Origin of the sequence: Dokdonella koreensis DS-123, from assembly GCF_001632775.1 — a bacterium.
Taxonomy (GTDB): Bacteria; Pseudomonadota; Gammaproteobacteria; order Xanthomonadales; family Rhodanobacteraceae; genus Dokdonella; species Dokdonella koreensis.
In genome coordinates this window covers 4,024,827-4,051,330 of record NZ_CP015249.1, presented here as the reverse complement: position 1 = coordinate 4,051,330, position 26,504 = coordinate 4,024,827, and the positions used below count along the sequence as shown (strand labels likewise).

24 protein-coding genes are annotated in these 26,504 nt (G+C 70.4%); 13 read left to right on the top strand and 11 right to left on the bottom strand.

Annotated elements, in window-relative coordinates; all coding sequences use genetic code 11:
- Positions 1–115: 115 nt before the first annotated feature.
- The gene (locus I596_RS16530; RefSeq protein ID WP_067650464.1) at positions 116–1,579 is read right to left on the bottom strand and encodes a right-handed parallel beta-helix repeat-containing protein; all 1,464 of its coding nucleotides are present in this window, start codon (positions 1,577–1,579) and stop codon (positions 116–118) included.
- Positions 1,580–1,782: 203 nt separating this feature from the next.
- Between I596_RS16530 and I596_RS16525 the strand changes: the two genes are divergently transcribed.
- The 5 genes from I596_RS16525 (at position 1,783) to I596_RS18240 (ending at position 8,611) form a co-directional block, all read left to right on the top strand.
- Positions 1,783–2,361: an ECF-type sigma factor gene (locus tag I596_RS16525; protein WP_067650462.1), complete on the top strand. Its 579-nt coding sequence runs from the start codon at positions 1,783–1,785 to the stop codon at positions 2,359–2,361.
- Positions 2,358–5,150, top strand: coding sequence for a serine/threonine-protein kinase (locus I596_RS16520; RefSeq protein ID WP_067650460.1), 2,793 nt, complete (start codon positions 2,358–2,360; stop codon positions 5,148–5,150). Before I596_RS16525 ends, I596_RS16520 begins: the two co-directional genes overlap by 4 nt.
- A gap of 56 nt (positions 5,151–5,206) precedes the next feature.
- Positions 5,207–6,871: a Na/Pi cotransporter family protein gene (locus I596_RS16515; protein ID WP_067650458.1), complete on the top strand. Its 1,665-nt coding sequence runs from the start codon at positions 5,207–5,209 to the stop codon at positions 6,869–6,871.
- Complete coding sequence (gene sbcB / locus I596_RS16510; protein ID WP_067650456.1) at positions 6,868–8,319, top strand: exodeoxyribonuclease I; 1,452 nt, start codon at positions 6,868–6,870, stop codon at positions 8,317–8,319. The genes I596_RS16515 and sbcB overlap by 4 nt, the downstream gene beginning before the upstream one ends.
- Before the next feature lie 91 nt (positions 8,320–8,410).
- Positions 8,411–8,611 carry a hypothetical protein gene (locus I596_RS18240; RefSeq protein WP_083965665.1) on the top strand — a complete coding sequence of 67 codons (201 nt, stop codon included), beginning with the start codon at positions 8,411–8,413 and terminating at the stop codon, positions 8,609–8,611.
- Positions 8,612–8,894: 283 nt separating this feature from the next.
- On the opposite strand, the gene I596_RS16505 is transcribed toward I596_RS18240, so the two are convergent.
- The 3 genes from I596_RS16505 to I596_RS16495 form a co-directional block, all read right to left on the bottom strand.
- Positions 8,895–9,584, bottom strand: coding sequence for a DUF4197 domain-containing protein (locus I596_RS16505; protein ID WP_067650454.1), 690 nt, complete (start codon positions 9,582–9,584; stop codon positions 8,895–8,897).
- Between the two features lie 280 nt (positions 9,585–9,864).
- Complete coding sequence (locus I596_RS16500; protein ID WP_067650452.1) at positions 9,865–10,482, bottom strand: OmpW/AlkL family protein; 618 nt, start codon at positions 10,480–10,482, stop codon at positions 9,865–9,867.
- Positions 10,483–10,721: 239 nt separating this feature from the next.
- Entirely contained in the window at positions 10,722–11,828 is a 1,107-nt protein-coding gene (locus I596_RS16495; protein ID WP_067650450.1) for a PA0069 family radical SAM protein, read from the bottom strand.
- Between the two features lie 159 nt (positions 11,829–11,987).
- On the opposite strand from I596_RS16495, the gene msrA reads away from it, so the two are divergent.
- The 4 genes from msrA to I596_RS19325 all read left to right on the top strand — a co-directional run bounded on the left by msrA (position 11,988) and on the right by I596_RS19325 (position 16,203).
- The gene (gene msrA / locus I596_RS16490) at positions 11,988–12,629 is read left to right on the top strand and encodes a peptide-methionine (S)-S-oxide reductase MsrA (RefSeq protein ID WP_067650448.1); all 642 of its coding nucleotides are present in this window, start codon (positions 11,988–11,990) and stop codon (positions 12,627–12,629) included.
- Complete coding sequence (msrB, locus tag I596_RS16485) at positions 12,626–13,051, top strand: peptide-methionine (R)-S-oxide reductase MsrB (protein WP_067650446.1); 426 nt, start codon at positions 12,626–12,628, stop codon at positions 13,049–13,051. Before msrA ends, msrB begins: the two co-directional genes overlap by 4 nt.
- 220 nt (positions 13,052–13,271) lie before the next feature.
- Positions 13,272–15,401, top strand: a complete 2,130-nt coding sequence (locus I596_RS16480) for a TonB-dependent receptor family protein (RefSeq protein WP_067650444.1) — start codon at positions 13,272–13,274, stop codon at positions 15,399–15,401.
- A gap of 127 nt (positions 15,402–15,528) precedes the next feature.
- Positions 15,529–16,203, top strand: a complete 675-nt coding sequence (locus I596_RS19325) for a YciI family protein (RefSeq protein ID WP_190278933.1) — start codon at positions 15,529–15,531, stop codon at positions 16,201–16,203.
- A gap of 62 nt (positions 16,204–16,265) precedes the next feature.
- Here I596_RS19325 and I596_RS16470 read toward each other — a convergent pair whose 3' ends face one another.
- From I596_RS16470 to I596_RS16460, 3 genes are all read right to left on the bottom strand, one after another.
- Positions 16,266–18,134 carry a DUF2075 domain-containing protein gene (locus tag I596_RS16470; protein ID WP_067650439.1) on the bottom strand — a complete coding sequence of 623 codons (1,869 nt, stop codon included), beginning with the start codon at positions 18,132–18,134 and terminating at the stop codon, positions 16,266–16,268.
- Between the two features lie 23 nt (positions 18,135–18,157).
- Complete coding sequence (locus I596_RS16465) at positions 18,158–18,508, bottom strand: nucleotide pyrophosphohydrolase (protein ID WP_067650437.1); 351 nt, start codon at positions 18,506–18,508, stop codon at positions 18,158–18,160.
- 124 nt (positions 18,509–18,632) lie between these two features.
- Positions 18,633–19,508 (bottom strand): LytTR family DNA-binding domain-containing protein, encoded by an 876-nt coding sequence (locus tag I596_RS16460; protein ID WP_067652184.1) that lies wholly within the window; start codon positions 19,506–19,508, stop codon positions 18,633–18,635.
- Between the two features lie 153 nt (positions 19,509–19,661).
- Here I596_RS16460 and I596_RS16455 point away from each other — a divergent pair, with 153 nt between their 5' ends.
- The 4 genes from I596_RS16455 (at position 19,662) to I596_RS16440 (ending at position 23,134) form a co-directional block, all read left to right on the top strand.
- Entirely contained in the window at positions 19,662–20,117 is a 456-nt protein-coding gene (locus I596_RS16455; RefSeq protein ID WP_067650435.1) for an Rrf2 family transcriptional regulator, read from the top strand.
- On the top strand, positions 20,107–21,012 hold the full coding sequence (locus I596_RS16450) for an NAD(P)/FAD-dependent oxidoreductase (protein WP_067650433.1): 906 nt from the start codon (positions 20,107–20,109) through the stop codon (positions 21,010–21,012). The genes I596_RS16455 and I596_RS16450 overlap by 11 nt, the downstream gene beginning before the upstream one ends.
- A gap of 571 nt (positions 21,013–21,583) precedes the next feature.
- Positions 21,584–22,144, top strand: coding sequence for a hypothetical protein (locus tag I596_RS16445; RefSeq protein WP_067650431.1), 561 nt, complete (start codon positions 21,584–21,586; stop codon positions 22,142–22,144).
- Between the two features lie 42 nt (positions 22,145–22,186).
- Positions 22,187–23,134, top strand: a complete 948-nt coding sequence (locus I596_RS16440) for a thioredoxin domain-containing protein (RefSeq protein ID WP_150132221.1) — start codon at positions 22,187–22,189, stop codon at positions 23,132–23,134.
- 88 nt (positions 23,135–23,222) lie between these two features.
- On the opposite strand, the gene I596_RS16435 is transcribed toward I596_RS16440, so the two are convergent.
- The 4 genes from I596_RS16435 to I596_RS16420 are packed head-to-tail and all read right to left on the bottom strand — an operon-like array spanning position 23,223 to position 26,488.
- Positions 23,223–24,326 (bottom strand): FecR family protein, encoded by a 1,104-nt coding sequence (locus tag I596_RS16435; protein ID WP_067650427.1) that lies wholly within the window; start codon positions 24,324–24,326, stop codon positions 23,223–23,225.
- Positions 24,313–24,861, bottom strand: coding sequence for an RNA polymerase sigma factor (locus I596_RS16430; RefSeq protein WP_067650425.1), 549 nt, complete (start codon positions 24,859–24,861; stop codon positions 24,313–24,315). The genes I596_RS16435 and I596_RS16430 overlap by 14 nt, the downstream gene beginning before the upstream one ends.
- Positions 24,861–25,505: a dioxygenase family protein gene (locus I596_RS16425; RefSeq protein WP_067650423.1), complete on the bottom strand. Its 645-nt coding sequence runs from the start codon at positions 25,503–25,505 to the stop codon at positions 24,861–24,863. Before I596_RS16425 ends, I596_RS16430 begins: the two co-directional genes overlap by 1 nt.
- Positions 25,502–26,488, bottom strand: a complete 987-nt coding sequence (locus I596_RS16420) for a hypothetical protein (protein ID WP_067650420.1) — start codon at positions 26,486–26,488, stop codon at positions 25,502–25,504. Before I596_RS16420 ends, I596_RS16425 begins: the two co-directional genes overlap by 4 nt.
- Positions 26,489–26,504: the final 16 nt, after the last annotated feature.

The following is a 26,504-nucleotide window of genomic DNA, read 5'->3' as shown; positions in this document are numbered from 1 at the left end:
GGCGGGATCCCGGAACACGCCGGCCTTGCCTCCCGCTCCGGTCCCGCTACGCGCATCGCCGCGGCGGCGGGGAGAATGCCCGTGCCGTCCCTGGCACGGGCACCGGGGGAGCGGCTCAGCGCTGTTCGAAGTCGCCGAGGAAGATGCGGTCGCCGCCCAGCTCGTAGGCGCCGATGTCGGTGCGCGAGGCGGCCTGGTTGGCCAGGTTCGGGTCGCTCCAGGCACGGACGAAGCCCGGGCCGCGCTGGTCGGTGGTCAGGTTGCCGGGGTTGGAGCCGGCGTCGACCGCGGGACTGGTCCGCGCCAGGGCATGCACCGGGATGAAGCCCAGGCCGCCGCCGTGCATCGCCAGCGGGCGCAGCTGCGCGTCGGTCGCGAACAGGTTGGCCACCGACTCGCCGTTGATCGCACCGGCCTCGGGCAGGGTATGGAACAGCGAGTTGCGCACGTGGACCCTGCTGGGCGTCTGCGGCGAGGTCGACAGGTGCGACAGGTCGATCGCCGGCACGGTGCTGGTGCCGTTGGTGTTGTGGTTGAACAGCGTGCTTTCGAGCGTCACGGTGGTGGCGGTGCCGGCGACCCACAGCGCGCCGCCGGCGCCGGTGGGTACCGCGTGGGTCGGCCCGTTCTTGTTGTAGGCGAAGGTGCTGTTGCGGATCACCGTGGTGCCGTTGCTCACCGACAAGGCACTGGCGACGCCGGACTGGTGGCGCGAGCGGTTGTCCGAGAAGGTCGTGTTCTCGATCACCGCGCCGGCATCCCCGGGACTGCTCGAGACCACCAGTTCCAGGCCGCCGCCATGGGTCTGGCCGGTGGAGTTGCCGACGAAGGCACTGTTGGCGATGCGCAGACTGGAAACCGTGCCGATGACGGCGCCGCCGCCGGTGTGGCCGGCCCAGTTGTCCTGGATCAGCGTATCGGCGATCACCGCGTGGACGCGCGGCGAGCTCAGGCGCAGGCCGCCGCCGAACGAGGCGCGGTTGCCGGCGATGTAGCTGCGGCGGATCGTGGCGGTACCGGCGGTGAAGTAGATGCCGCCGCCGGAGCCTTGCGCGTCTTCCGGCGCGCGGTTGTTGACGACCACGACGCCGTCGAGCGTCAGGTCGGCCTCGGTCATCCAGATCGCGCCGCCGTGGTTGGTCACGCTGTTGTTGGAAAGCGTGAGGGCGGCCAGCGTGAGGTTGTCGTCATTGGCCCAGATCGCGCCGCCGTCGTCGGCACGGCCGCGCGTCAGCGTCAGGCCGCTCAGGCTGACCGTGCGTGGCTCGCCGGTGGTGCGCTGGACGCGGAACAGGCGCGTCGTTTCGTTGCCGTCGACCGTCACCAGATGGGCGCCCGGTCCCTGGACGTTGAGGCTGCGGCTGATGCGGATCTCGCTGCCGAGTGCGATGGTGCCGGCCAGCCCCGGCTGGAACTGGACCAGGTGCGGTTCGCCGCTGCTGGCGTTGGCCTGGGCGATCGCGTCGCGCAGGCTGCCCGGCCCGCTGTCGGCGAGGCTGGACACCGTGAACGTGGCGGCGCCGGCCAACGGCGCGCTGGTCAGCAGGCAGGTCAGCAGGGCGGATCGGACGGGTATCATGGTGCACTCCGTTACAAAGGGTCGAAAGTGGACGCCGTCCCTTCCATTCGGGACTGGCTGTGGCGCGGACGGTCCGGTACAAGAGGGCGGCCGTGCCGGCATGGCGCGGTGGCTCCCGTGGTCGCTGCGGTCATGCCGCCGCCTGCTGATCCAAGACGCAGGCACGTGGAATTTCCTATCACTGCCTGAAGTCCGTCGTAGCCATGACCGACCTGTCCGCTGACTCCGCCGCCACCCGTCGCGATGTGACCGTGTTGCTGCACGCCTGGAGCGACGGCGACGCTGCGGCGGCCGACCGGCTCACCGAGATGGTCTATGCGCAGGTGCGGGCGATGGCCGGCAAGCACCTGCGGCAGGTCGATGCCGGCGTCACGCTGCAGGCGACCGAGCTGGCGCACGAGATGTTCATGCGCCTGCTCGAGGCGGATGTCAGCTGGCGCGACCGCCGCCATTTCTACGGCGTGGTCAGCGCCGCGCTGCGCAACATCCTGATCGACACGGCGCGTGCGCGCGGCAGCGAGAAGCGCGGCGGCGGCCAGGTGCACGTCACGCTGTCGGCGGCGGACGGCATCGCCGACGAGCGCAACGACGCCCTGGTGCTGGACGAGGCGCTGAAGGCGCTCAAGGCGCTGGACGCCCGCAAGCACGAGATCGTGGAGTTCCACTACCTGCTGGGGCTCAAGCGCGAGGAGATCGCCGCGGTCACCGGTCTTTCGGTGCCCACCGTCGATCGCGACCTGCGCTTCGCCCGGGCCTGGCTCAAGGAACGCATGCAGGCATGAACAGCGAGGACCGCTGGCAGCGCCTGCAGGCCTTGTTCGATGCGCTGATCGCCGTCGCGCCCGGCGAACGCGAGGCCTGGCTGGCCGAGCGCGAACCCGATCCGGACCTGCGCCGTGAGGCGCTGTCGCTGGCGGACGCCGACAGCACCGTGCACGACGGCATCGCCGAGCGCCTGCGCGGCGTCGCCGAGGACCTCGGCGACCAGCCCGAGAGCGGAACCCGGCTCGGCTCCTACCGCCTGCTGCGCGAGATCGGCAGCGGCGGCATGGGCACGGTATTCCTGGCCGAACGCGTCGATGCCGAGTTCGACCGCCAGGTGGCGATCAAGCTGATCCGCGGCATCGCCACCGCCGATGCGCGCCAGCGCCTGCGCCGCGAGCGGCAGATCCTGGCCGACCTCAACCACCCCAACATCGCGGCCCTGCTCGACGGCGGCACCAGCGACGCCGGCCAGCCGTACCTGGTCATGGAGTACATCGAGGGCGCGAGCATCACGCGCTACTGCCAGAGCCGCAGCCTGCCGCGGCGGCAGCGCCTGCGGCTGTTCCAGCAGATCTGCCGGGCCGTGCACTACGCGCACCAGCGGCTGGTGATCCATCGCGACCTCAAGCCCGCCAACGTCCTGGTGCGCGACGACGGCACGCCGGCCCTGCTCGACTTCGGCATCGCCAAGCTGCTCGACGCGCAGCACTCCGGCCAGCAGACGCAGACCGGCGTGCCCTGGTTCACGCCGGCCTACGCCAGTCCGGAGCAGCGCGCGGGCCGCCCCGTCAGCACGGCCACCGACGTCTACGGCCTGGGTGCGCTGCTGTACGAGCTGGTGCTCGACCAGGTGCCGGCCCCTGCCGCCGACGGCAGCCTGCCGGCACCGAGCAGCATGGCCCTGCCCGATCAGGCACGCGTCGACCGCGACCTGGACATCATCATCGGCAAGGCCACCCATCCGGAACCGGACCGTCGCTACGGCTCGGCCGAGGCGCTGGCCAACGACCTGGAGCGCTACCTGCGCGGCCAGCCGATCCAGGCCGCGCCCGACAGCCTGCGCTACCGCCTCGGCAAGTTCGCGCGGCGTCACCGCTGGGGCGTGGCGGCCGCCGCGGCCGGCATCGCGCTGGCCCTGGTCTTCACCTGGCGCCTGGCGGTCGAGCGCGACCGCGCACTGCGCGCCGAGGCGCAGGCGCGCAGCGAGTCGGCCACCGCAGAGCAGGTCATCGAGTACCTGGTCTCGCTGTTCGAGGAGGCTGCCCCCGAGAGCAGCGGCGATCGGCCGGTCACGCCGCGCGACCTGGTCGATCGCGGCCGGACCGAGCTGGACCACCGGCTGGCGGACCGGCCGTTGCAGCGCATCCGGCTGCTCGGCGCGCTCGGCGACATCTACGAGCGGCTGGGCCTGACCGACCAGGCGATCGGCACGCTGGAGGCGGCCGTGGCGCTGCAGCGCGAGACGGATGCCGACGATCGGCGCATGGCCGCGCTGCTGCAGGAGCTGGCGCGCAGCTATGCGCTCGCCCAGCGCTTCGACCTTGCCGCCACGCACGTCGAGGAAGCCGGCCGCCTGTTCGAGCGCATCGGCACCGAGCCGGTGCAGATGGCCGAACTGCTCGGCTCCAAGGCGTTCTACCTGACCAACCTGGGCCGCAACGAGGAAGCCGTCACCGCCGGACGCAGCGGCCTGGCGCTGGCCGAACTCGCCGGCGGGCCGGACGGCGAGGACGCCGCGGTCGCCGCCTCGATGCTGGCCAACGCGCTGACGGCCGGCGGCCAGCTCGACGAGGCACGCGCGACGGCCGAGCGCGCGGTGGCGATCCTGCGCCGGATCAAGGCGGCCGACGACGATCTCCTGATCAGCGCGCTCGGGCACCTCAGCCAGATCGTCTATGCGCAGGGCGACATCGCCGCCAACGAGCGGCTGCTGCGCGAGATGCTGGCCGCGCGCGTGGACCGCTATCCACCCGACAGCGCGCGCATCACCACCGTGCGCAACGAGCTGGGGCGCTCGCTCTATCGCCAGGACCGGCTGCGCGAGGCCACCGCGGAGTTCTCGACCATCGTCGCGGCGATGCGCGGCCAGAAGGAGGACGCCGGCTATCTCGTCGCGCTGAACAACCTGGCCAGCCTGCTCGAAACGATGGGCGACCATGCGGCGGCCGAGCCGATGTTCCGCGAAGTGCTCGAGCTCAGCGAGGCCGATGGCGTCGGTCCCAGTCCGCGGCTGGCGACGTTCCGCCAGAACCTGGGGCGTTCGCTGCTGCTCCTGGGGCGCCTCGACGAGGCATGGCCGCTGCTGTCCAAGGCCATCGTCGGCGACGACCAGGACATGGTCCTGCGCTCCGAGCGCATGCGCCAGCAGTTTCACCTCGGCGAGTGGATGCGCCGGCGCGGGCGCCACGCCGATGCGCTGGCGTACTTCGCGCAGGCCGAGAAGGCCATCGCCGCACTGCCGCCGGAGCAGCAGTACCGCGTCGCCGTCGTGATGCGTGCACGCGGACTGGTGTTGCAGGCGCTCGGGCGCAACGCCGAGGCCGAGGCAGCGCTGCGCCGGTCCGAAGACCTGCTGCGTGCCGAGTTCGGCGAGAACGGTTCGCAGGTGGTCGAGGTGCAGGTGGACCTCGCCGGCCTCCTGGTGGACACCGGCCGCATCGCCGATGCGCGGCAGCTGCTCGATGCCGTGGCGCCGTCCCTCAACGACCGTTTCGTCGACCAGGCACCGGTGCGGGTCCGCTACCACGCCCTGCGCCAGGCCGTGCAGGACGGTCCGGCGGCGGTCGCACAGGCACCGCACCGCTAGCGTCTGCGTCCCCACCGTTCGGCAAAGTGCGCCGGCTTGCGGCACACTGCGGCCGCATGCCGTTCCTGATCGCCCTGCTCGACTTCGCCGGTTCCGTGGCCCTGCTGCTGTGGGGCACGCACATGGTCCAAACCGGTGTGCAGCGTGCCTACGGCCCGCGGCTGCGGTCCCTGCTCGGCGCTGCGCTGCGCCGGCGCGATCGTGCATTCGTGGCCGGCGCCTGCATCACGGCGCTGCTGCAGAGCAGTACCGCTACCGGCCTGATGACCACCGGCCTCGCCAACCGCGGCGTCGTCGCGCTGGTGCCCGCGCTCGCGGTGATGCTGGGCGCCAACCTGGGCAGCACGCTGATCGTGCAGGTGTTCTCGTTCGACGTCGCGGCGTTGTCGCCGGTCCTGATCCTGGTGGGCGTGGTCCTGTTCCGGCGCGGGGCCGGGTCGCGCGCACACGACCTCGGCCGCGTGTTCATCGGCCTGGGGCTGATGCTGCTGGCCCTGCACCAGCTGCTGGGCGCGATGAGCCGCTACGAGGACGCCCCGGCCCTGCGTGCGCTGCTCGGCGCCGTGTCGTCGATGCCGGTGCTGAACCTCGTCCTCGCCGCCGCGATCACCTGGGCGGTGCATTCCAGCGTCGCCGTCGTGCTGCTGGTGATGTCGCTCGCGGCGCAGGGTGTCGTCGCGCCGGAGGCGGCGTTCGCGTTCGTGCTCGGCGCCAACATCGGCACGGCGATCAACCCCGTGCTCGAAGGTGTTTCCGGTCCGGATCCGGCCGGCCGCCGGGTGCCGGTCGGCAACCTGCTGCCCCGGGTCGTCGGCGCATTGGCGCTGCTGCCGTTGCTGCCCCTGCTGGTCGATTTCTCCGCCGCCTGGCATGCCGAGCCGGCGCGAGCCGTGGCCGACTTCCACACCGTGTTCAATCTCGCCCTGGCGGTACTGTTGTTGCCGCTGCTGGTGCCGTATGCCGGGCTGCTGCGCCGGCTCCTGCCCGATCGCCCCATCGCGGACGATCCGGGCCGGCCCGTCTATCTCGATCCCGCCGCGCGCCAGCTACCGGTCGTCGCGCTCGGCAACGCCACGCGCGAGGCCTTGCGCATGGCCGACGCGCTGGAGCGCATGCTGGCCGCCGTGCGCCCGGTGCTGGAGCCGGGCAGCCGCGTCGGGGATGCCACGCCGATCCAGGCCCTGGACGACGTGCTCGACCGGCTCAACGCCGCGATCAAGACCTACCTGGTCTCGCTCGACATCGACGAGCTCGGCGCGGCCGACCACCGGCGGCTCAACGACATCCTGCGCTTCGCCACCCACCTGGAGCAGGCCGGCGATGTCGTCGACCGTGGCCTGCGCGGCCATGCGGCCAAGCGATTGCGCCAGGGCATGGCCTTCTCGCCGGAAGGCCAGCGCGAGCTGCTGGCCTTGTTCGACCATCTGGTCCCGAACCTGCGCATGGCCGCCGCGCTGTTCACCACCGAGGACCTGCGCGGCGCGCACGCGCTGTACGCGGAACGCGCGGCGTTCGACCGGGCCGAGAGCGAGGCCACCGACCGACATTTCGAGCGGCTGCGCAGCGGCCGCACCGACACGCTGCAGACCAGCGCCGTGCACCTGGACGTGCTGCGCGACATCGCGCAGATCAATACGCTGATCGTCGAATCCGCCGCCCCGCCGGTGCTGGAACGCGCCGGCGAAGCACCGGCGCCTTCTCCGAGGCAGGAGCCGTCATGAGTACCAGCTTTCTCTGGCACGACTACGAAACCACTGGCGCCGACCCGCGCCGCGACCGCCCGGCGCAGTTCGCCGCGATCCGCACAACGCCGGACCTGGAGCCGATCGGCGAGCCGGTCGATTTCCACTGCCGCCCGGCGCCGGACGTGCTGCCGCATCCGCAGGCCGTGCTGATCACCGGCATCACGCCGCAGCGCATGCAGCACGACGGCGTCATCGAAGCCGACTTCGCCGCCCGCGTCCACGAGGAAATGAGCACGCCGGGCACCTGCGTCGTCGGCTACAACTCGATCCGCTTCGACGACGAGTTCACCCGCCACCTGCTGTACCGCAATTTCTTCGACCCGTACGAGCGCGAGTGGAAGGACGGCAACTCACGCTGGGACCTGATCGACCTGGCGCGCATCTGCTACGCGCTGCGGCCCGACGGCATCGCCTGGCCGCAGCGCGAGGACGGCAGCCCGAGCTTCCGGCTCGAGGACCTGGCTACCGCCAACCGCATCGTCCAGACCCGCGCCCACGAAGCCCTGTCCGACGTGGAGGCGCTGATCGGACTGGCGCGCCTGATCCGCCTGCGCCAGCCGCGGTTGTTCGAGTACCAGTTCGCGCTGCGCCGGAAGCAGCGGGTCTTCGAGCTGCTCGACGTCGCACAGATGACGCCGCTGCTGCACGTCTCCTCGCGCTATCCGGCCAGCCGCGGCTGCCTCGCGCCGATCGCCCCAGTCGCTATGCACCCGAGCCTGCCCAATGCGGTCCTAGTCGTCGACCTGGCCGACGATCCCGGCGAGCTGATCGCGCTCGATGCCGAAGCCATCGCCGACCGCGTCTTCACGCCGCGTGCCGACCTGCCCGAAGGCGTCGAGCGCATCGGCCTCAAGGCGATCCATGCCAACCGTTCCCCCGCGCTCGCGCCGCTGTCCACGGCGCGCGGCATCGATACCGCACGCATCGGCCTGGACCTGGACCAGGCCTTGCAGAATCTGGAGCGCTTGCGCACCGCCGAGGGCCTGGTTGCCAAGGTGCGGCAGGTCTTCGCGCTGGCCCGCGACGCGCAGGCCGCCGTCGATCCGGAGCTTGCGTTGTACGGCGGCTTCCTGCCCGATGCCGATCGCGCCTTGCTGCGCGAGGTCCGCCGTACGCCGCCCGAGCAACTGGCCCGGCACGCCACGGCGTTTCGCGATCCGCGCTATGCCGAGCTGCTGTTCCGCTATCGCGCGCGCAACTGGCCCGAGACGCTCGACGCCGACGAGACCGCGCGCTGGACAGCCTTCCGCCGCGAGCGCCTGCTGCGGCCGACGCCGTTGACCGGGTTGACGCTGGAGGACTATTTCGCGCAGATCGCCGCCTTGCGCGCCGATCCGGCGCAGTCCGATCGACAGGCGTTGCTCGATGCGCTGGAAGCGTGGGGGCGGCAGCTCGAAGGTGAGCTTGAGGAGATCGGTGGATAGGGCTTGTTGGCTCCCTCGAAGGCTTGGCCTTCAAGCGCATCAGGGACTGGACTTACAATGCCGGTCTTTCAAGACCGCGTTGGGGAATAGCATGAGCGCACCGGAAGAAAAGAATGTGCCTGCGTGGGTAAACAGAGGCAAGACGATAAAGCAGCTGATAGGAGAGCTTGGCACATTCGATGACCAGGACATGAAGGTCGTCATATCTTTGGATGGAGGTGCCACTCACAAGCAGATCAGCCTTGTTGGGCGGCAGAAAGGAAATCTCTGCGTGCTCATGAATTGCGAATGAGCGCGGCAAATGCTAGAAGTGCCACTCAGTTGATGGCCATCGTGTGCAGAGAGGATGTGCGCCTTTGGAGGGCGTAACAGGCGCTCCGCCAATACGCGGCTTCCATAGCCATCCATGCGGAGAAGGGCGGAGCGATGGCACTCCTTCCCGTCATTGCTCACAGGTTTCGCACCATTTGATGCGAGGCAACGTGCTTGGACTGGTTCACCATTGCACGAGGCGCGGCCCCCGCAGCCGCGCGTTGCGAACTAGTTGAGTCGAGAGCTCCGCTGTCGGGGTGCGCTCAGCCGCCGAACACCGATTTCAGCAGCGCGCTGCCGGTGGCGACCGGGTTCTCGCGGATCGCCGCTTCCTGCTCGGCGATGGTGTGGAACAAGCCGTCGAGCGCCTTGTCGGTGACGTAGCGGTCGATGTCGAGCTTGTCCTTGCTGGCGCCGAGGTTGCCCAGCATGCCGCCGCCCTTCTCGGTCAGCTGCTTGTAGGCCTTGGTGACGCCGGCCGAGTCGGTGGCTTGCTTGACCAGCGGCAGCATCTTCTGGCGCAGCGCGTCGCCGCTGGTGCGGCGGAAATAGGCGGTGGCCGCGTCCTGCTTGCCGCCGACGATGCCGACGGCGTCCTGGACCGACATCGCGCGGATCGCGTCGCCGAAGATCTCGGCCGCGGCCGGTACGGCCTGCTCCGCGGCGTGGTTCATCGCGGTTTCCAGCTGGTCGACGTACTTGCCCTGGCCGAGCTTGCGCGCGGCCTTGGCGACGGACTGCAGTTGATCGGGCACGGCGATGCGCACGGCCTGGTCGGCGAGGAAGCCGTCGGGCTTGCCGAGTTGCTCGATCGCCGACTCGACGCTGCGGGACAGGGTTTCCTTGATGCCGTCGGCGGCCTGGGTCGTATCGGCGGCGGCGGCCGGGACGGCCAGCAGGGCCAGCCAGGCGAGGACCAACGGAAGAACGCGGCGGATCGGCGAGCGGTTCATGGCGGCTCCGGTGAGCGGTGCGGTGCGGCCATTCTACGGCGATGGCGGCCGGCCTGCGGCCGCGCCGTCCGGGGTGCAAGAACATGCGAAGGCCGGCGCTTGCACGCCGGCCTTCGATGCCCCCTGATGCACGCGGCCGGTCGTCCGTTCCGACCGCGGCACGATGCCGGTCCGCGCGTGGGCATGGACCGTACGGTCGGACCATGCGGTCCGGCGACGGCGGCCGCTGTAACGGCCGCCATTCGCGCGGCACGATCCCTCGCGCCGGCGCGGTCCTGATCTAGAAGCGGTAGCCGACGGCGATGCCGTAGACGAGCGGATCGATGTTGACGGTGCCGACCTTGGTGCCGTTGACCTTCACGTCGGTGTCGATGTCCATCCAGCGCGCGTCGACCGTGAGCGACCAGCGGTCCTTCAGCGCGAAGTCGACGCCCAGGTGCGCAGCCAGGCCCCAGGAGTCGTCCAGATCCAGGTTGGTGCCTTCGAGCGGGCCGGTCTCGTCGGTCGAGAAGAAGCGCGTGTAGTTGAGGCCCAGGCCGACGAACGGATTGACCTTGGCATCGGGCAGGAAATGCCACTGCAGCGAAACGGTCGGCGGCAGGTGCTTGGTCTCGGCGGCCTTGGCGCCGTTGAGCTTCACCTCGTGCTTGAACGGCAGGGCCGCCAGTACTTCCAGGCCGAGATTGCGCGAGAAGTAGTACTCGACCGTGAAGGTCGGCTTCCAGTCGCTGTCCACGCGGGCTTTCAGCGTGCCGTCGGCAAGCGTGCCGTTGTTGGACTTGGGGTCGACCACGTGCGCACCGACCTTGACCTGCCAGTCGCCTGCATCGGCGGCATGGAGGGCGGGGGTGCCGGTGGCGAGGACGGCGAGGACGGCGGCAGCAAGCATCTGTTTCATGGTGGGGCTCCTTGGGTTCTAGTGGTATGCCGTCATGATCCGTTCCGGCCCGGCAGCGCCCTTGATCCTGGTCAACTGCGGAAACGGGTGCGGCACCCTGCCACGCCTGCAAGCGACATGCCTTCGCAGCGCGCTCGCCGGGATGGATGAGTGGATTTGTGGACGGATTGGCAATTGGCGACGCACGGAATGCGTCGCCGCGCTGCCCCGAGGTGATGCACCCCGCGAGCCGCGTCGGGCTAGAAGAGGCTTCCCTGCGGCGAGGCCGGCCGCGGTGGTTGGAACAGGTCGGTCGCCAGGCGCAGGTCGCGCGTGCGTTCGAGCCCGGCCTTGCGGCAAGCGACGGCGAAGCGCTGGCGCAGCAGGTCCGCGAAGACGCCTTCGCCGCGCATGCGCTGGCCGAAGCGCGGGTCGTTGTCGCGGTTGCCGCGCATCTGGCGCAGCAGGCTCATGACGTGCTCGGCGCGTTCCGGCACGGTGAGGTCCAGCCAGTCGCGGAACAGGTCCTTGAGTTCCCACGGCAGGCGCAGCACGGTGTAGCCGGCCGTGCGCGCGCCGGCGGCGACGGCCCGTTCGAGGATGCGCTCGATCCAGGCGTCGGTCACGGCCGGGATGATCGGGGCGACCATGACCCCGCAGGGCACGCCGGCGGCGGTCAGGTTGGCGATCGCCTCGATGCGCCGGCGCGGCGCGCTCGCACGCGGTTCCAGCGTGCTGGACAGGCGGTTGTCGAGCGAGGTCACCGAGACGAACACCTGCACCAGGCGATCGCGCGCCATCGGCGCGAGCAGGTCCAGGTCGCGCTCGACCAGGGCGTTCTTGGTGATGATCGTCAGCGGGTGGCGGCATTCGGCCAGGACTTCCAGCACCTGGCGCGTGACGCGGTAGCGTCGTTCCGCCGGCTGGTAGGGATCGGTGTTGGCGCCGATGTTGATCGGCGAGCACACGTAGCCCGGCCGGGCCAGCTCGGCGCGCAGGCGCTCGCCGGCGTTGACCTTGGCGAACAGCTTGGTCTCGAAGTCCAGGCCCGGGGACAGGTTCAGGTAGGCATGCGAGGGGCGCGCATAGCAGTACACGCAGCCGTGCTCGCAGCCGATGATCGGGTTGATCGACTGGGTGAACGGGACGTCCGGGGAATCGTTGCGGCTGATGATGCTGCGCGCGCGGATCTCGCGGACCTCGGTGGGCGGCCGCGGCGCGTCGCGTTCCTCGCGGTACCAGCCGTCGTCCTCGGTGGTGCGCGTGCGCGTCTCGAAGCGGCCGGCCGGATTGGACGCGGCGCCGCGACCCTTGATGCGCTGCGGGCGGTCGAGGAGGGCCGGATCGGGTGGCTCGGGGCGGGGCATGCGGGCAGTATGCGCCGGCCGGTCTCAGCGTCTGCGAAACGGTTGCAAGCCGTAGCCCCGCCCCCATCTTCGCGGCTCCGCGCCGCACTGGAGGGTGCCGCCGGCCAGCCTGCCGTCCACCGTCCGCGCCGGATGCGCCCTTTCATTCTGGAGTCAGCCATGGCACTCGTCTGCGATATCCCCGGGCTCAACCTCGCCGTGCCGCGCGGCGCGTTCCCGGATCCCGCGCGCGACATCGATCCGGCCAGCATCAGCGGCCCGCAGAACGCGGTGCTCGCGGCCGGTTGTTTCTGGTGCGCGGAGGCCGTCTTCCGCGAGCTCGACGGCGTGCTCGACGTCGTCAACGGCTACAGCGGCGACAGCGCCGCCACCGCCGACTACAAGACCGTCTGCGCCGGCCAGACCAATCATGCCGAGGTCGTCTCGATCGACTACGACCCGGCCCGGATCAGCTACGGCCAGCTGCTGAAGGTGTTCTTCTCGGTGGCGCACGACCCGACCCAGAAGGACCGCCAGGGCAACGACATCGGCCGCCAGTACCGCTCGGCGGTGTTCTACGCCGATGCGGCGCAGAAGGAGGTGGCCGAGTCCTACATCGCGCAGCTTTCCGCGGCCGGTGTCTACAGCGAGCCGATCGTCACCGACGTGGTGCCGCTGGAGGCATTCCACCGGGGTGAGCAGTACCACCAGAACTACGCGGCCCTGCACCCGGAGCAGCCGTACATCGCGGCGGTGGCGATCCCCAAGGTCGTCAAGGTCCGCAAGCAGTTCGCCGACCGCCTCAAGAAGGAGCCCTCATGAGCAAGTCCGCATCCGGTTATGAGCTGACCCTGGATCCGGCCGAGCGCAACCGCCTGGCCGCGCGGCTGGATCCGGAGGAGCGCCGCATCCTGCTCGACCACGGTACCGAGCGGCCGTTCTGCGGCGGCCTGCTGGACAACCACCAGGACGGCATCTACGTCTGCCGCCTGTGCGCGTTGCCGCTGTTCCGGTCCGACGCCAAGTTCGAGTCGGGCAGTGGCTGGCCGAGCTTCTTCACGCCGTACGACCCGGCGCACCTGCGCGAGCTGCGCGACGACAGCCACGGCATGGTCCGTACCGAGATCCGCTGCGCGCGCTGCGACGGCCACCTGGGCCACGTGTTCCCGGACGGCCCGCCGCCGACCGGCAATCGCTACTGCATGAACTCGGTCGCGCTCGACTTCCTGCCGACCGATCCGTAGCACGGCTGCGGCGCAGGGCCGCCGCGGCTCCGTTCACGCGGGTGCAACGATACCGCCCGCCACGCCGGTGGCGGGCGGTTCGATGCTGCGAGCGCAGCATAAACCTCATGATTTTCATGAAATGTCGGCCGTCGCCGCCGGAAGGCGCCGATTCGGCTTGCGGCGCCGGGATCGATTCGGCACAACACCGCTCTGTTCATGAATCCAGGGGACGTCTTCGATGCGAGCGGCAGGTTTCAGCGGGTCCTTTCTCGGCGCCGCCCTGGCGTTTTCGGCACCCGTGCACGCGCAGGCGCCGGCCGATGCGGACGCCGATGCCGAAAAACTGCCGACCGTGGTGGTCACCGCCACCCGCACCGCCAGGAACGCCGAGGACGTGCCGGCCGCGATCGACGCCGTTCCGATCGACACCGCCGACCAGGCCGGCCTGGGCGTCAATGTCTCCGAAGTGCTGGAGGCGGTGCCGGGGGTGCTGGCCCGCAACCGCCAGAACTACGCCCAGGACGAGCAGATCTCGATCCGCGGCTTCGGCGCGCGCTCCACCTTCGGCGTGCGCGGCGTGCGCCTGTTCGTCGACGGCATCCCGGCGTCGATGCCGGACGGGCAGGGCCAGGTCTCGCATTTCAACCTCGATTCGGCCAGCCGCGTGGAGGTGCTGCGCGGCCCGTTCTCGGCGCTGTACGGCAACTCGGCCGGCGGCGTGATCCAGCTCTTCACGGCCGACGGCCGCGACGCGGACGAGCTGCGCCTGGGCCTGGTCGGCGCCAGCTACGGCGTCGGCCGCGCCAGCGTCAACGCGCGCGGCAGTGCCGGCCTGTTCGGCTACAACCTCGATTTCAGCCATTTCCAGACCGACGGCTACCGCGACCACAGCGCCGCCCGCCGCGAGTCCGGCAACGCCAAGCTGAGCTGGGACTTCGGCAGCGGCAGTACGCTGACGATGGTCGCCAACACCGTCTACATCCCCGATGCGGACGATCCGCTCGGCCTGACGCGCGCGCAGTACGAGGCCAATCCGCGCCAGGTCGCCGCCGTGGCCGAGCAGTTCAACACGCGCAAGAGCGTGGACCAGAAGCAGGTCGGCGCGATCTTCGAGCAGGCGCTGGGCGGCGCCCATACGCTGCGCCTGATGGCCTACGGCGGCCGGCGCGAGGTGGAGCAGTTCCTGGCGATCCCGGCGGCCACCCAGGCCAACCCGCTGCACGCCGGCGGCGTGATCGACCTGGACGGCGACTATGCCGGCACCGACGCGCGCTGGACCTGGGCGGCCGATCCGCTGGAGCTGACCGTCGGGTTCAACTACGACGAGCAGGACCAGCACCGGCGCGGCTACGAGAACTTCGTCGGCGAGGCGCTGGGCGTCCGCGGCCGGCTGCGCCGCAACGAGATCAATACCGTCGACAACTTCGACCAGTACGCCCAGGCCACCTGGCGCCTGGCCGAGCGCTGGTCGCTGATGGCCGGCGTGCGCCACAGCAAGGTGAAGTTCGACATGCGCGACCGCTATGTCGTCGGCACCAACCCGGACGACAGCGGCAGCCGCGACTACTCGGCCACCTCGCCGGTGGCCGGCCTGCTGTTCGAGGCTTCGCCGGACGCGAGCTTCTACGCCAGCTGGGGCAAGGGCTTCGAGACGCCGACGTTCAACGAACTGGGCTACCGCAACGACGGCGGTTCCGGCCTCAACTTCGGCCTGCTGCCGGCACGCACGCGCAGCGGCGAGCTCGGCGCCAAGCTGCGCCTGGGCGCGCGCGCCGCGCTGGACATGGCGGTGTTCCGTGCCGACACCGACGACGAGATCGCCGTGGCCACCAATGCCGGTGGCCGCACCAGCTACCGCAACGTCGGCGCCGCGCGCCGGCAGGGCGCGGAAGCCGGCCTCACGCTGGGCCTGGCCGACGACCTCAGCCTGCGCCTGGCCGCCACCTGGCTCGAGGCCACCTTCCGCACCGGCTTCCTGACCTGCACCGGCGTGCCGTGCACCAACCCGACCACGCCCGTCGCCGCCGGCACGCGGATCCCCGGCGTGCCGCGCACCGACGTGCACGTGGGCCTGACCTGGGGCGGCGAGCGCGGCTGGCGTTTCGGCGCGCAGGGCGACTACGTCAGTTCCATCCCGGTCAACGACACCGGTACCGAATCGGCCCCGATGTCGGCGGTCTTCGCCGCCGACATCGGCTACGGATTCGACCTGCCGAACGGACGCCTGCGCAGTTTCCTGCGCGTGGACAACCTGTTCGACCGCGACTACATCGGTTCGGTCATCGTCAACGACGGCAACGGCCGCTACTACGAGCCCGGTCCGGGCCGCAGCTTCATGCTCGGCGTGCAGTGGGTGTGGGCGCAATGACCGCGCCCGCGCGCAGCCGCGGGATCGGCGCAGCGGACGCCTGAAGGCCGACGGCGGCGGCCCGCTTCGTCGCGATCCTGGCCGCCGGCAGCCCGGCCTGCTGACGGAGGCGCCGCTGCTGGCGCATGTGCGCCATCTGCGGACGCAGGCGGCGCTCGGTCATCGGGTGCTGTGTGGCCCGTTCACCGACGGCGACGGTGCCGTGCAGGTGCTGGACGCAGCGGATCGTGCCGCTGCGCGCACGCGGATCGAGGCCGATCCGTTCGTCCGCGCCGGCTACTGCGGCCGCTGCCTGCGGCATGAATTCCCGGATGCCGCCGAAGCCAACGATGGGCTGATCGGCGATGCGGCGACGCGCGCCGGCCCTGCCGGGGCGGGCCTGCCTCCACCCCTGCGGACGACCCGTTCGCCTGACCCGGCGGTCCGTGTGTGGCCTTGGGCCGCCTTCAAAAAAAGATTCCCGCAGTTCCGGCGTCTCACGACGAGCGGCTGCGGGAGAGTGGTGTCGTCGCCCGGCCAGGGGAGGGAATGCGGGCGACGGAGTGCATCCTCGCCGGCCGGCGTCTCAGGGGTTGAGATTGGGCCTCGCCTGCGCCGACTCGGCTGCCATCGCCAAGGCCAGGCTCTTCGGCGCTGCCGGGGTGGCCGCACCGTAGCCGTCGCCGGCGCGGCGGCGCCCAGCCGGTTCACGCGCAAAGGGTGCGGCTTCTTCCAGAGCACGGCCGGCTTCGCCTGGCATGCCGTGATCCCCGATCCGATGCCCGGGCCGTTCGAGTTGCTGCCGCCGAGGCGCTGGAAGTGAACGACCCGACCTACGCGCCCGGCGCGGGCCTGGTCGATCGCTGCGCGGTGAGGCAGGTCGCGCTATCCCTTGAGGTGATCGGCGAAGTACTGCCGAGTGCCCGCATCCGCACACCACACGTAGCAGCCCTTCAGTCCGCGAGTCATCAACGTGCGGTAGGTGTTGCGAATGATGCGGTCGACACGTGCCCGTGTGGTCTCCGGATCGGTCTTCATCAAGGCCTTGTAGCCGCGGATCGAACGATCCATGCGCGAGCGCTTCTCGGGGGAGGTGACCAGTTGGCCATCGCGGGCCTGCAAGTCCGGGCCAATGATCACACCGACATAGTCCAGCTCCAGTCCCTGACAGGTATGGATGCAGCCGACCTCTTCGATCGAGTGGCGTGCCATGATCCAAAGGCTGCCATCCCGATCCAGGTTCCAGCGCTTCTGGTAGCCGAATTCAGGAATGACGATGTCATAGGCATCGGCATTCGCTTTGCTCGTCCAGTCCCAGCAGTAGCCGGCCACCATGCGGGACTTGTTGTTGGACGCATTCCGATCGGCTATCAACGCATGCAGCTCAGTCGGCGAGTCGAGCAAGCGAAAATCAAAGAGCTCTCGATCAAGATGGTCGTTGGCCGTTTCACGAATGCCCAGCATGTTGTCCAGCCACGCCAAGTAGCCGTCCGATCCACCGCATCGAAACTGCGATGCCAGTTGCAGATGCGTGACCTCGGCACCCAATGCCCCGGCCCATCGCTCCAACTCGCGCGAATGGCCGATGTCGCTCAAGGTCACGATCTGGTCGTCATCGACGAACATGACGGCGCACCTCGCAGCGGCGATCAGCTCCTTGATCTGATTCTCGCCGAGATTGGCGTAGAGGCCGCTCTTCTCGTTGAGGCGATGGGCTTCATCGACGATCAGCGCGTCGAAGGTGTTGGCCGTCGTCTCGATGAAGCCGCCCGAACCTCCAAACATCGCTGAAATCTCCACCTGTCTGCGATGACCGCGCAATCGTTCCTGGTAGACGGCGCGCGGTGCCGCATTCTTCGACACGTACTTGCTCAGCAATCCTCGCCGTGACAGCTCAACGATGAGGTTGATGGCTACGACGGATTTTCCCGTGCCTGGGCCGCCCTGGACGATGAGCACGTGCTTCCTTTCCGTGGAAGCGCTGCAAATTCTGGCGATCGCGGTTTCGTAGACGAGCTTCTGGTCGTCTATCAGCACGAACTCGCGATTGCCTTTGAGCATCTCTACGAGACTGTCGGCGAGCATCTTGGATGGTCGAATGCGGCCCTCGTCGATTCGATAGAGAAGCTCGGCATTGTCACCGTGTCTGACGTGCTGCCTGATGAAGTCGCGCAGACGCTGACGCTCGGTGAGGCCACGCAGGAACAGCGGTGCCTTGTCGATATAGGGCGCGTAGCGTGGATGATCGATCACGCCGTCCGGAAAGTAGTTGTGCAGGTAGGCGCAGGGCCGCAGCGCCACGCCATGCTCGTAGACCGCCTCGTTGAATCCTTCCAGCAGAGCCGCATAGGACCAGGCCTGGTACGACGGGTGTGGGCCTTCGGTCTCGGCACGACCGCCACGACGCGCAATCACGATGCCGTCCTTGTCGGTCAATCTCGACTCCGACCATTGCTTCAGCTCGATGATCACCACATGAGGTCGTCCGTCATCGGACCGGCCGGACAGGATGAAATCGACACGCTTGGAGGTTTGCGGAATGCCGAACTCGATACCCACGCCCATGTCGTCGGCCAAGTCTGGGTCCGCCAGCACGTCGGCCATCTGGCCCAGCGACGCACGCCACGCCCTGATCTCGGCGTCGGGGGCGTACCGGTTGGTCTTCTTCAGATACTCACTGGCGATGACGTGCTCGATCGCTCGCTTGTCGGCATCTTCGAGAAATTGCGATTTCGTCGCCTGATAGACGATCACGTTGGGCGCTCCCCCTGCTGCGGTCAGCGCTCGGTGTACTTGGTACTGTTGCCCTTCGCCAGCGCAACCGGGTACTTCTGCGCATTGGTGGCGATCTTTGCCTTCGCTGCGTCGATCGGATCGATATCCAGCTTGTCGCACAGCTGCAGCAGGTAGAGCAGGACATCGGCGACTTCACTGCTCACCTGGTCGACTTTGGCGGGAGGCAGATTGCGACTTTGCTCCTCCGTTACCCACTGAAAGTGTTCCAGCAGCTCGGCTGCTTCCACTGACAGGGCGCTGGCCAGGTTCTTGGGGCTATGGAACTGGCCCCAATCCCGCTCCTGGGCGAAAGTTCGCAGGGAAGCTTGAAGTTCGCGAATGTCGTCGTTCATTGGTGTGATGCGCTATAGCTCGATGTCATGGTAAACCACGAACCCGTGACCGCTGACGTCCCGCTGGGCAGTCGTCCGGGAAGCATCCGATGCGCGATGGCAGATGCCGCGGCATCCGCGCCGGTCAGACCCGCTCCTTGAGATCGGCGCGGTAGCGCCGGCTGCACGGCAGCGTGCTGCCGTCGGCCAGGTGCAGGCGGGCGTCGCCGGTGTCGAGCGGTTCGATCGAGACGATGCGGTCGAGGTTGACGATGTAGCTGCGGTGCACGCGCGCGAAGCGCGCAGGATCCAGCCGTGCCTCGATGCCGGCGATCGTGCTGCGCAGCGGGTAGTCGTGGCCGCGCACGCGCAGGTTGACGTAGTTGCCGGCGGCCTGCAGCCATTCGATGTCGTTGGCGGCGACCAGGAAGTCGCGGCCGAGCTTGCGCACCAGGAAGCGTTCGGGCCGCTCCACCGATTCGAGCGGGGGGCCTTCGTCGGGTGCGGCGAGCAGGCTGGCCTCGCCCTGCAGGCGGCGCAGCGCCAGGCGGTAGACCTCGATCGCCAGCACCATGCCGGCGTAGCTGCGCACGTCCTTGAGATATTCGTAGCCCAGTTCCACCGGCCAGTCGCCGAACACGTAGGTGCCGCCCATCACGCGGTAGGCCAGCACGCGCAGGCCCACCATGCCGCCGACGTGGACCAGGCAGACCAGGACACTGGCCGCCAGGTGCAAGGCGAGGTAGCGGCGCAGGCCGTCCCACTGGAACGGCACGCGGCGCGTGAACCACACCACGCACGGCACGATCACGAGCCACAGCAGCGCGCTGGAACCTTCCCAGACGGCCGGTTCCCAGTCGGCGGTGTCCAGGCCGGAACGCCGGGCATCCATCAGCACGGTGATGCTGTTGGCGACGGCGTTGACGAGGATCGTGCCGACCCAGAAGCCGGTCTCGACCAGGCGCTGCCACGGCCGGTAGCGTTCGTAGGCGGTGGGCGAAGAGGCAGGGGATGCGGGCATGGCGCGCATGGTAGGTCGTGCGGCCGGTGTTTGCGTGCCGGCGTTTCGACGGGCGGTCGTCGCACGCCGGCGGCGGCAGCCGCTTCGTCCTTGCGGGTGCGGAGGCGAGCGCCACTTTCCGTTTGCGGGCTTTCATGTAACATGTAGAGTTATATGAAAAGCGACAGCCGGCTTTCCTCCGTCCTCCATGTGCTGCTGCACATGATCCACAGCGACCGGCCGCTCACCTCCGAGGCGCTGGCCGGCTACCTCCAGACCCATCCGGTGGTCGTGCGGCGCACGCTGGCGGGCTTGCGGACCCTGGGCTATGTCGGCTCGACGAAAGGGCACGGCGGCGGCTGGGTCGTCACCTGCGACCCGGCCGTGGTGACGCTGCACGACATCTACACGGCGGTGGGCGCGCCCGCGCTGTTCGCGATCGGCCATCGCACGCCCGATCCGGTCTGCCTGGTCGAGCAGGCCGTCAACGCGGCGCTGGACGACGCCTTCCAGGAGGCCGAAGCCCTGCTGACGGCGCGTCTGGGCGGCATCACCCTGGCCGCCCTGGCGGCGGACTTCGGCCACCGCCTGGCGGCGCATCCACGGAGCACGCACATCCATGCACACTGAAATTCCCCGCTACGACGCCGACGTCGTGGTGATCGGCGGCAGCTACGCCGGCCTGTCGGCGGCCCTGCAGCTGGCGCGCGCGCGGCGCCGGGTGCTGGTGGTGGATGCCGGCGTGCGCCGCAACCGCTTCGCCGCCCATTCGCACGGTTTCCTCGGCCAGGACGGGCGCGCACCGGGCGACATCGCCGCGGCCGGCCGCGCCGAGGTGCTGGCCTATCCGACCGTGCGCTGGCACGACGGTGCCGCGACCGGCGCGCAAGCGGACGGCGACGGATTCGCCGTCTCCCTGGCCGATGGCGCCACGGTCCGTGCGCGCCGCCTGGTGCTGGCCGTCGGCGTGGAGGACCAGTTGCCGCCGATCGACGGCCTGGCCTCGCGCTGGGGCCGCAGCGTGTTCCATTGCCCGTACTGCCACGGCTACGAACTGGGGGGAGGCCGCATCGGCGTCCTGGCGACGAGTGCCCTGTCGCACCACCACGCGATGATGCTGCCGGATTGGGGCACGGTCACGCTGTTCACCAACGGCTGCTACGCGCCGGATGCCGCGCAGCGCGAGGCGCTGGCGGCGCGCGGTGTCGCGATCGAGCCTGCACGCGTGGAGTGTCTCGTGGACATGGCCACGCTGGCGCTGGCCGACGGACGCCGGGTGGTGCTGGACGGCCTGTTCACGCTGAGCCGCACGCAGGTGAACGGCTCCGTGGCGGCGCAACTCGGCTGCGCGATGGACGAGGGGCCGATGGGCGCCTACCTGCGCACCGATGCGATCAAGGAGACCTCGGTGCCGGGCGTGTTCGCCTGCGGCGACGCGGCGCGTGCCGCGGGCAGCATCGCGTTCGCGGTCGGTGACGGCGTGCAGGCCGGCGTCGGCGCGCATCAGTCGCTGCTGTCTCGCTGACGGCGCTACCCGCGGTGCGGGATCCGTCGGATTGCTATCGATACTTTCACAAAACATGTAAGTGAAACTTGCATGCGTGTGTGCGTTGTGCCAGTCTCGGCACGACGGGGCGCTTCAGGGAGAAGCCGTGCACACGACGATGCCGCGGGATCGATCGGCCCAGCCGGAGGCTGCGAATGGCGGCCCCGGATGCGCACTCGCACCGGACGCCCGCGGGCGGGGTCGGGCACCTGCATCCGCTTGCGCTGCTGCCTCGACTGACGCGGCGCCGGGCCATGCCCGCCGCCGCGGCAACCCGCCGTTTCTCCCGTCCGGTGCCGCCTACCTCGTACGCCTGCCATGCCGCCCGCGACCCGCGCCCGCCGCGATCGCGTCGCCCGGCATGTCCGCAGGCATCCGGCGCGATCCGCTTCCCGACCCGATCACCAGACACGGCCGCGAAGGCCCAAGGAGGCCGTTCCCCAGCGACCCGAAGCGATGACTCATCGATGTGGTGTGGCGCCATCCGGCTGCCCGGGGCAGGCACAGGCCGGTCGGCATGAAACCCGACAACCAAAGGAGAAAAGCACCGATGAAATGGCACCTGATACTGGCCGCTGCGGCCCTGTTCCCGATCGCCTGCGAGGCGACCGAGCTCGGCAGCCGGCAAGGCCCGGCCGTGATCGACGCGAGCATGCAGCCCGCGCTCGACGCCGAGGTCCAGCGGCGACGCGACATCGAGCAGTTCCTTGCGCCGATCAAGTCCGAGCGCGACCTGGCCGAGCACCTCGACACCCAGCTGGGCCGCGGCTCGCCGCTCGATCGGTTGAGCACCCACGCGCGCACGCGCTTCCTCGGCAGCCTGACGTTCAACGAACGCGGCCTGACCGGCTATCGCTACGACGACCTCGAAGCCGAGCTCGGCGTCAGCGAGGCCTTCCAGGTGCTGAGCCTGTTCGGCGCGCAGGACACGCTCGGCACGCTGCGCCTGCGCCAAACCACCGACCGCGATGCGCAGTTGCAGGCGCTCTACGGCAAGGGCAGCGAGGCGGTGGCCGCGGACCACTTCAACTACAAGTGCGTCTCCCGGGCGACCTGCGAGTTCGGCAACAACTTCATCTGCATGAGTGGCTGTCTGACCTACATCCAGTGAGCATGCGGCAGGGCCCTGGGAACCGGAGCCCTGCCGTGTTCCGTGGCGGGCCACGGCCGTAGTGGCCGTGGCCGGCGGTTCCGGGAGCGGCATGTGAAAACGAAACGGTTGGCGTGGTTGTACGCGGTCGTCGCGGGCGCGTCGGTGGCGACGGCAGGCCCGGTGCGCGATCTGCAGAAAGACTACGACGTCCTCGTGGGCGTTCAAACGGCGGCGATGGATCGTCCCGAGCCCGAACGTGCCACCCTGATCGCGGCCAGTTACCGCGAGCACTTTCAGGCGGTCGCGACCGGAGACCTGCAGGCGGTCGCCAGTGCGGACCTGGACCTGGTGTTCCGCGCGGCCACCATCGCCGCTGGCTACACGCTCGAGCGTGCCTATGTCGTGCAGATGAAGGCGGTCTACGACGTGCTGGCGGCGCGAAACGCCATCAGCGGGCGCCATCCTCAATCGATGCTCGAAGCCTTCGTCGCCGCGCGCATGCTCGAGGATGCGCGCCGCTTCGCGCAGGCCATGCCGTCACTGGGCGTCACGCTGCCGGCGTTCCGCGACGCGGCAGGCGGATCGGACGGGCCGATGCTGTGGTCGGTCCAGGACCAGGGCAGGACGCTGGTCCGCCAGGCGGCCGACCTCGGCACGTCGACGGTCGTCGTCGTTGCGCATCCCTTGTGCGGCTTCAGCCAGGCCGCAGCGGTGCAGATCGCCCGGGACGAGACATTGCGCGGACGCTTTGCGCAGCAGTCGATCTGGGTGCTGCCGCAGACGGCGATGATCGACACGGCGCAGGTGTTGGCCTGGGAAAAGGACCATGCGCCGTTCTCGATGGCGTACGTCGACCGCCAGCGCGGGTGGCCGATGATCGACAGCTGGGCCACGCCGACGTTCTACTTCTTCAAGGACGGCAGGGTCGTCCACGAGGTGGTCGGCTGGCCGCAGGAAGGGCGCAAGGCCGAACTGCTCGAAGGCCTTGCGAAGATCGCCGCGGAATGAAACGGCCGGCCGCCGCCGCGCCGATACGTTCGTGCCATGCCGCGATCGATCGCGGATAGCCGCGGCGCGGCATTGCACGTGGCGCAGCTCACGGTGACGACCCCGCCGCCGCCGCCGGCGCCGGTTCGGCGGCCCGCGCCAGCGGACCGAAGCCGTCGCGCCAGCTCAACCACCATTGCTTCGGGCGCGGGCCGGGCAGGGCGTCCCACCAGGCGGTGATCGCGGCGCGGTCGCCGCCGATCCAGCGGGCACGATGGGCCGGATCGACGATGCGCAGTCCCAGCAGCGCGCCGAGCCGCGGATAGAGCGCGGTCGCCGCCAACCCGGGGTAGCGCGTCAGCACCGCCAGCAGGGTCATCGCATCGGCCGGTTCGGCGGCGGCGGCCAGCCGCTCGGCGGCCGGCGCGGCGTCGCCCTCGCCGCGCATCGCGGCATCGACCGCGTGCACGGCCTCCCGCACCGCCGCGGCGGCCTGCGGGCGCAGCGGCGAGGACGCCGCGCCGCCGGGTGCCAGCTCGGCGACGAAGCCGGCCGGCACGAGGATCTCGTCCTGGACCGATTGGTAGCCGACCCAGCCGCTGCGCACGTCGAGCACGCCGCGGCCGTCGGCATCGCTGGCGAGGACGAACTCGCAGCCGAGGTCGACGGCGACGCCGCCGGCGGTGAGCACGCCGAACTGGCCCGGCGGCGCCCAGACGCGCGCATGCAGGCGGCCGTGGTCCAGCGCCAGCCGGTGCGTGCCGGTGCCGGTGGTGGCCAGGCGCACGCGCGAGCCCGGCTCGATGCGCAGCTGGCCGATCCGGGCGATCCTCACCAGCGCGGCCTGGTCGGCCGGCGTCTGCAGGATGCCGCCGACCGGCCAGACCTCGTCGGCGCGCGCGGCGGCGGCCGGCGTGCCGCCGGCCGGCAGCCAGGTCACCGCCCACGGACGGGCCGCCGGCCAGGCGAGGCGGTACGCGTGCCAGCCGGCCACCGCGGCGACCAGGCCGGCGGCCAGCGCGACGGCGGCGAGCAGGCGCGACCGGTGCCGGCGCACCGGCGTCACGGCCGGCACCGGCAGGGCGCGCCGGTCGGCACGCCAGGGCCGCAAGGCGTCCTCGAGCGCGGCGATCGACGGCTCGACCGGGCCGCTGGCGTCCCACAGGTAGGTGGATAGGCGTTCCACCGATGCGCCGGGCTCATGCTTGGCCATGACGGTCCTCCTCGGGCGTGATGTCGAGCAGCGCGCGCAGGCGACGCACGCCGCGGTGAAGATTGACGCGGACCGAGTCGGGCGTGAGTCCGCACAGCGCGGCGATCTCCGGGCCGGTCAGGCCCTCGACCAGGCGCAGCGCGACGGTCTCGCGATAGGCCTCGGGCAGCCGATGGAGCGCGGCCAGCACGCGCTCGGCTTCGGTCAGCCGCTGCGGGTCCTGGCCGGCGTCGGCCGGCTCGGTCCCGTCCAGCGGCACCCAGGGCTGCGCGCGGGCGCGCGTGGCGGTCCGCTGGGCGATGCGGTACAGCCACGCCGGGAACGCGGCGGCGTCCTTCAGTCCGGACAGCGCGCCGAAGGCCGCGATGAAGCACTCCTGGCACAGGTCGTCGGCCTGGGCAGGACCGACGTGCGCGATCATCACGCCGTGCACCAGGGGCAGGAAGCGCCGGTGCAGATAGGCGAACGCCGGCTGCTCGCCGGCGCGCGCGGCGGCGACGTACCGGACCAGCTCGGCGGCTTCGCCTGCGTGCATCAAGCGTCCTCGGGATGGCCGGGAATGCGAAGGCCCAGGCGGATGTCGCGCCGGCCGTGCCATCGCCCGTCTTCGTGCTGCAGCGACAGGATGCCCGATCCGCCGCGGCCTTCGGCATGTCGGCGCTCGGCGGCGGTGAGCAACGGGTCGTCGTCGAACACGAAATCGTCGATGTAGTAGTACGGGCGGCCCGGCTCGCGGACGACGGCGTGGATGTGCGCCGGCATCGTCTGCCCCGGATAGGACGCCGGCCGGATCGTCTCGATCCGGTAGCGGCCGTCGCTGCCGGTGCGCAGCCATCCGCGCAACACGCCGTGGCGGGCGGCGGCGCCGCGCTGGCCCGGGGCGGTCCGGTAGTGGCCGGCGGCATCGGTCTGCCAGAGGTAGAGCACGACGCCGGCCGCCGGCATGGCGCCGACCCGGTGCAGGATACGGCCCTCGACGACCAGGCGCTCGCCCGGTTCGGCGGTGCCGGCCAGCACGGCGGTCGCGTCGAGCGTGGTGGGCTGGCCGTCGTCGATCGCCTCGCAGCTGTCGCAGGGGCCGCCCAGGGTGGCGGCGGCCCAGCCGGACCGCGACGCTCCCGCGACGAGCAGGCCGGCGATGCCGGCCGCCACGGTCTTGACCAGGGTGCGGCGGTTCATGGCGCGCTCCCGGCGGGCGGCGGGCAGGCCGCCGTGGCCGGTGCCAGCACGACCGGTGTCGTGTCGGCGGGTACCGCCAGGCGTGCGAACACCGGCGCGTCGCCGATCCGATAGGCGGCGAGCGCCAGCCGGTCGCCGACGCTCCAGGCGCGGTCGCTGGCCGTGGGAGCGGCCGTGATCGCGATGCACCCGGCCGCGTCGGTCCGCAGCCAGCGCTGGCGGACCGCCCGGCGCTGGAACAGGCCGGCGCTGCCGCAGGCGGCGTCGCCGGCATCCGGCGCGGCGTAGACCAGGGCATCGGCCAGCGGGCGCCGGTCGCCGTCGCTCAGGCACAGTGCGGCGGCCGGGGCGGCGACGACCGGCAGGGTCGTTTCCAGGTGGTCCGGCGCCGCCCACAGCGCCAGCTTGACCGCCTCGGGGTCGGTGCCCGGGGGCACCGCGGGATTGGTCAGGTCCAGGAAGCGCACGGCATAGCCCGCGGCGTCCGGCAGGCCGTCCGTGTCGTCGGCGGAAAAGGCCGCGATCAGCCGACGCTGCGCGAACACGTAGCCCCAGGCCGCGGCCGCCAGCGGACGGCCGAAGTCGCGCTCGGCCTCGGCCAGCGCCGGGCCGTCGAGCGTGGCGACGAACCAGCGCGGGTCGTCGCGGCCACCGGCCAGCGTGCGGACCAGCTCCGGCGCCGGTGCCGGACCGGCGACGACAATGAAGATCCGGAAGCGCGGATCGGTCACCCCGAGCGCGGCAGGGGCCAGCGCCTCGGCCCACTCGGCCGCCGCCCGGACCGGCATGGCAGCGGGAACGAAGGCGACGATGCCGGCATCGTAGCCGTGCCGGCACATCGGGCAGACACGCTCGCCGGCATAGGCGCCGGCCACGTGCAGCGGATCGAAGGCGGGCAGGCCGTCCCAGCGCGCGATCGCGCCGGCGCCCGTCATCGGTAGCAGGGCCGCGAGCAGCGCGGCCAGTCCTCGCAACACGGTCATCGTTCACTCCAGGCAG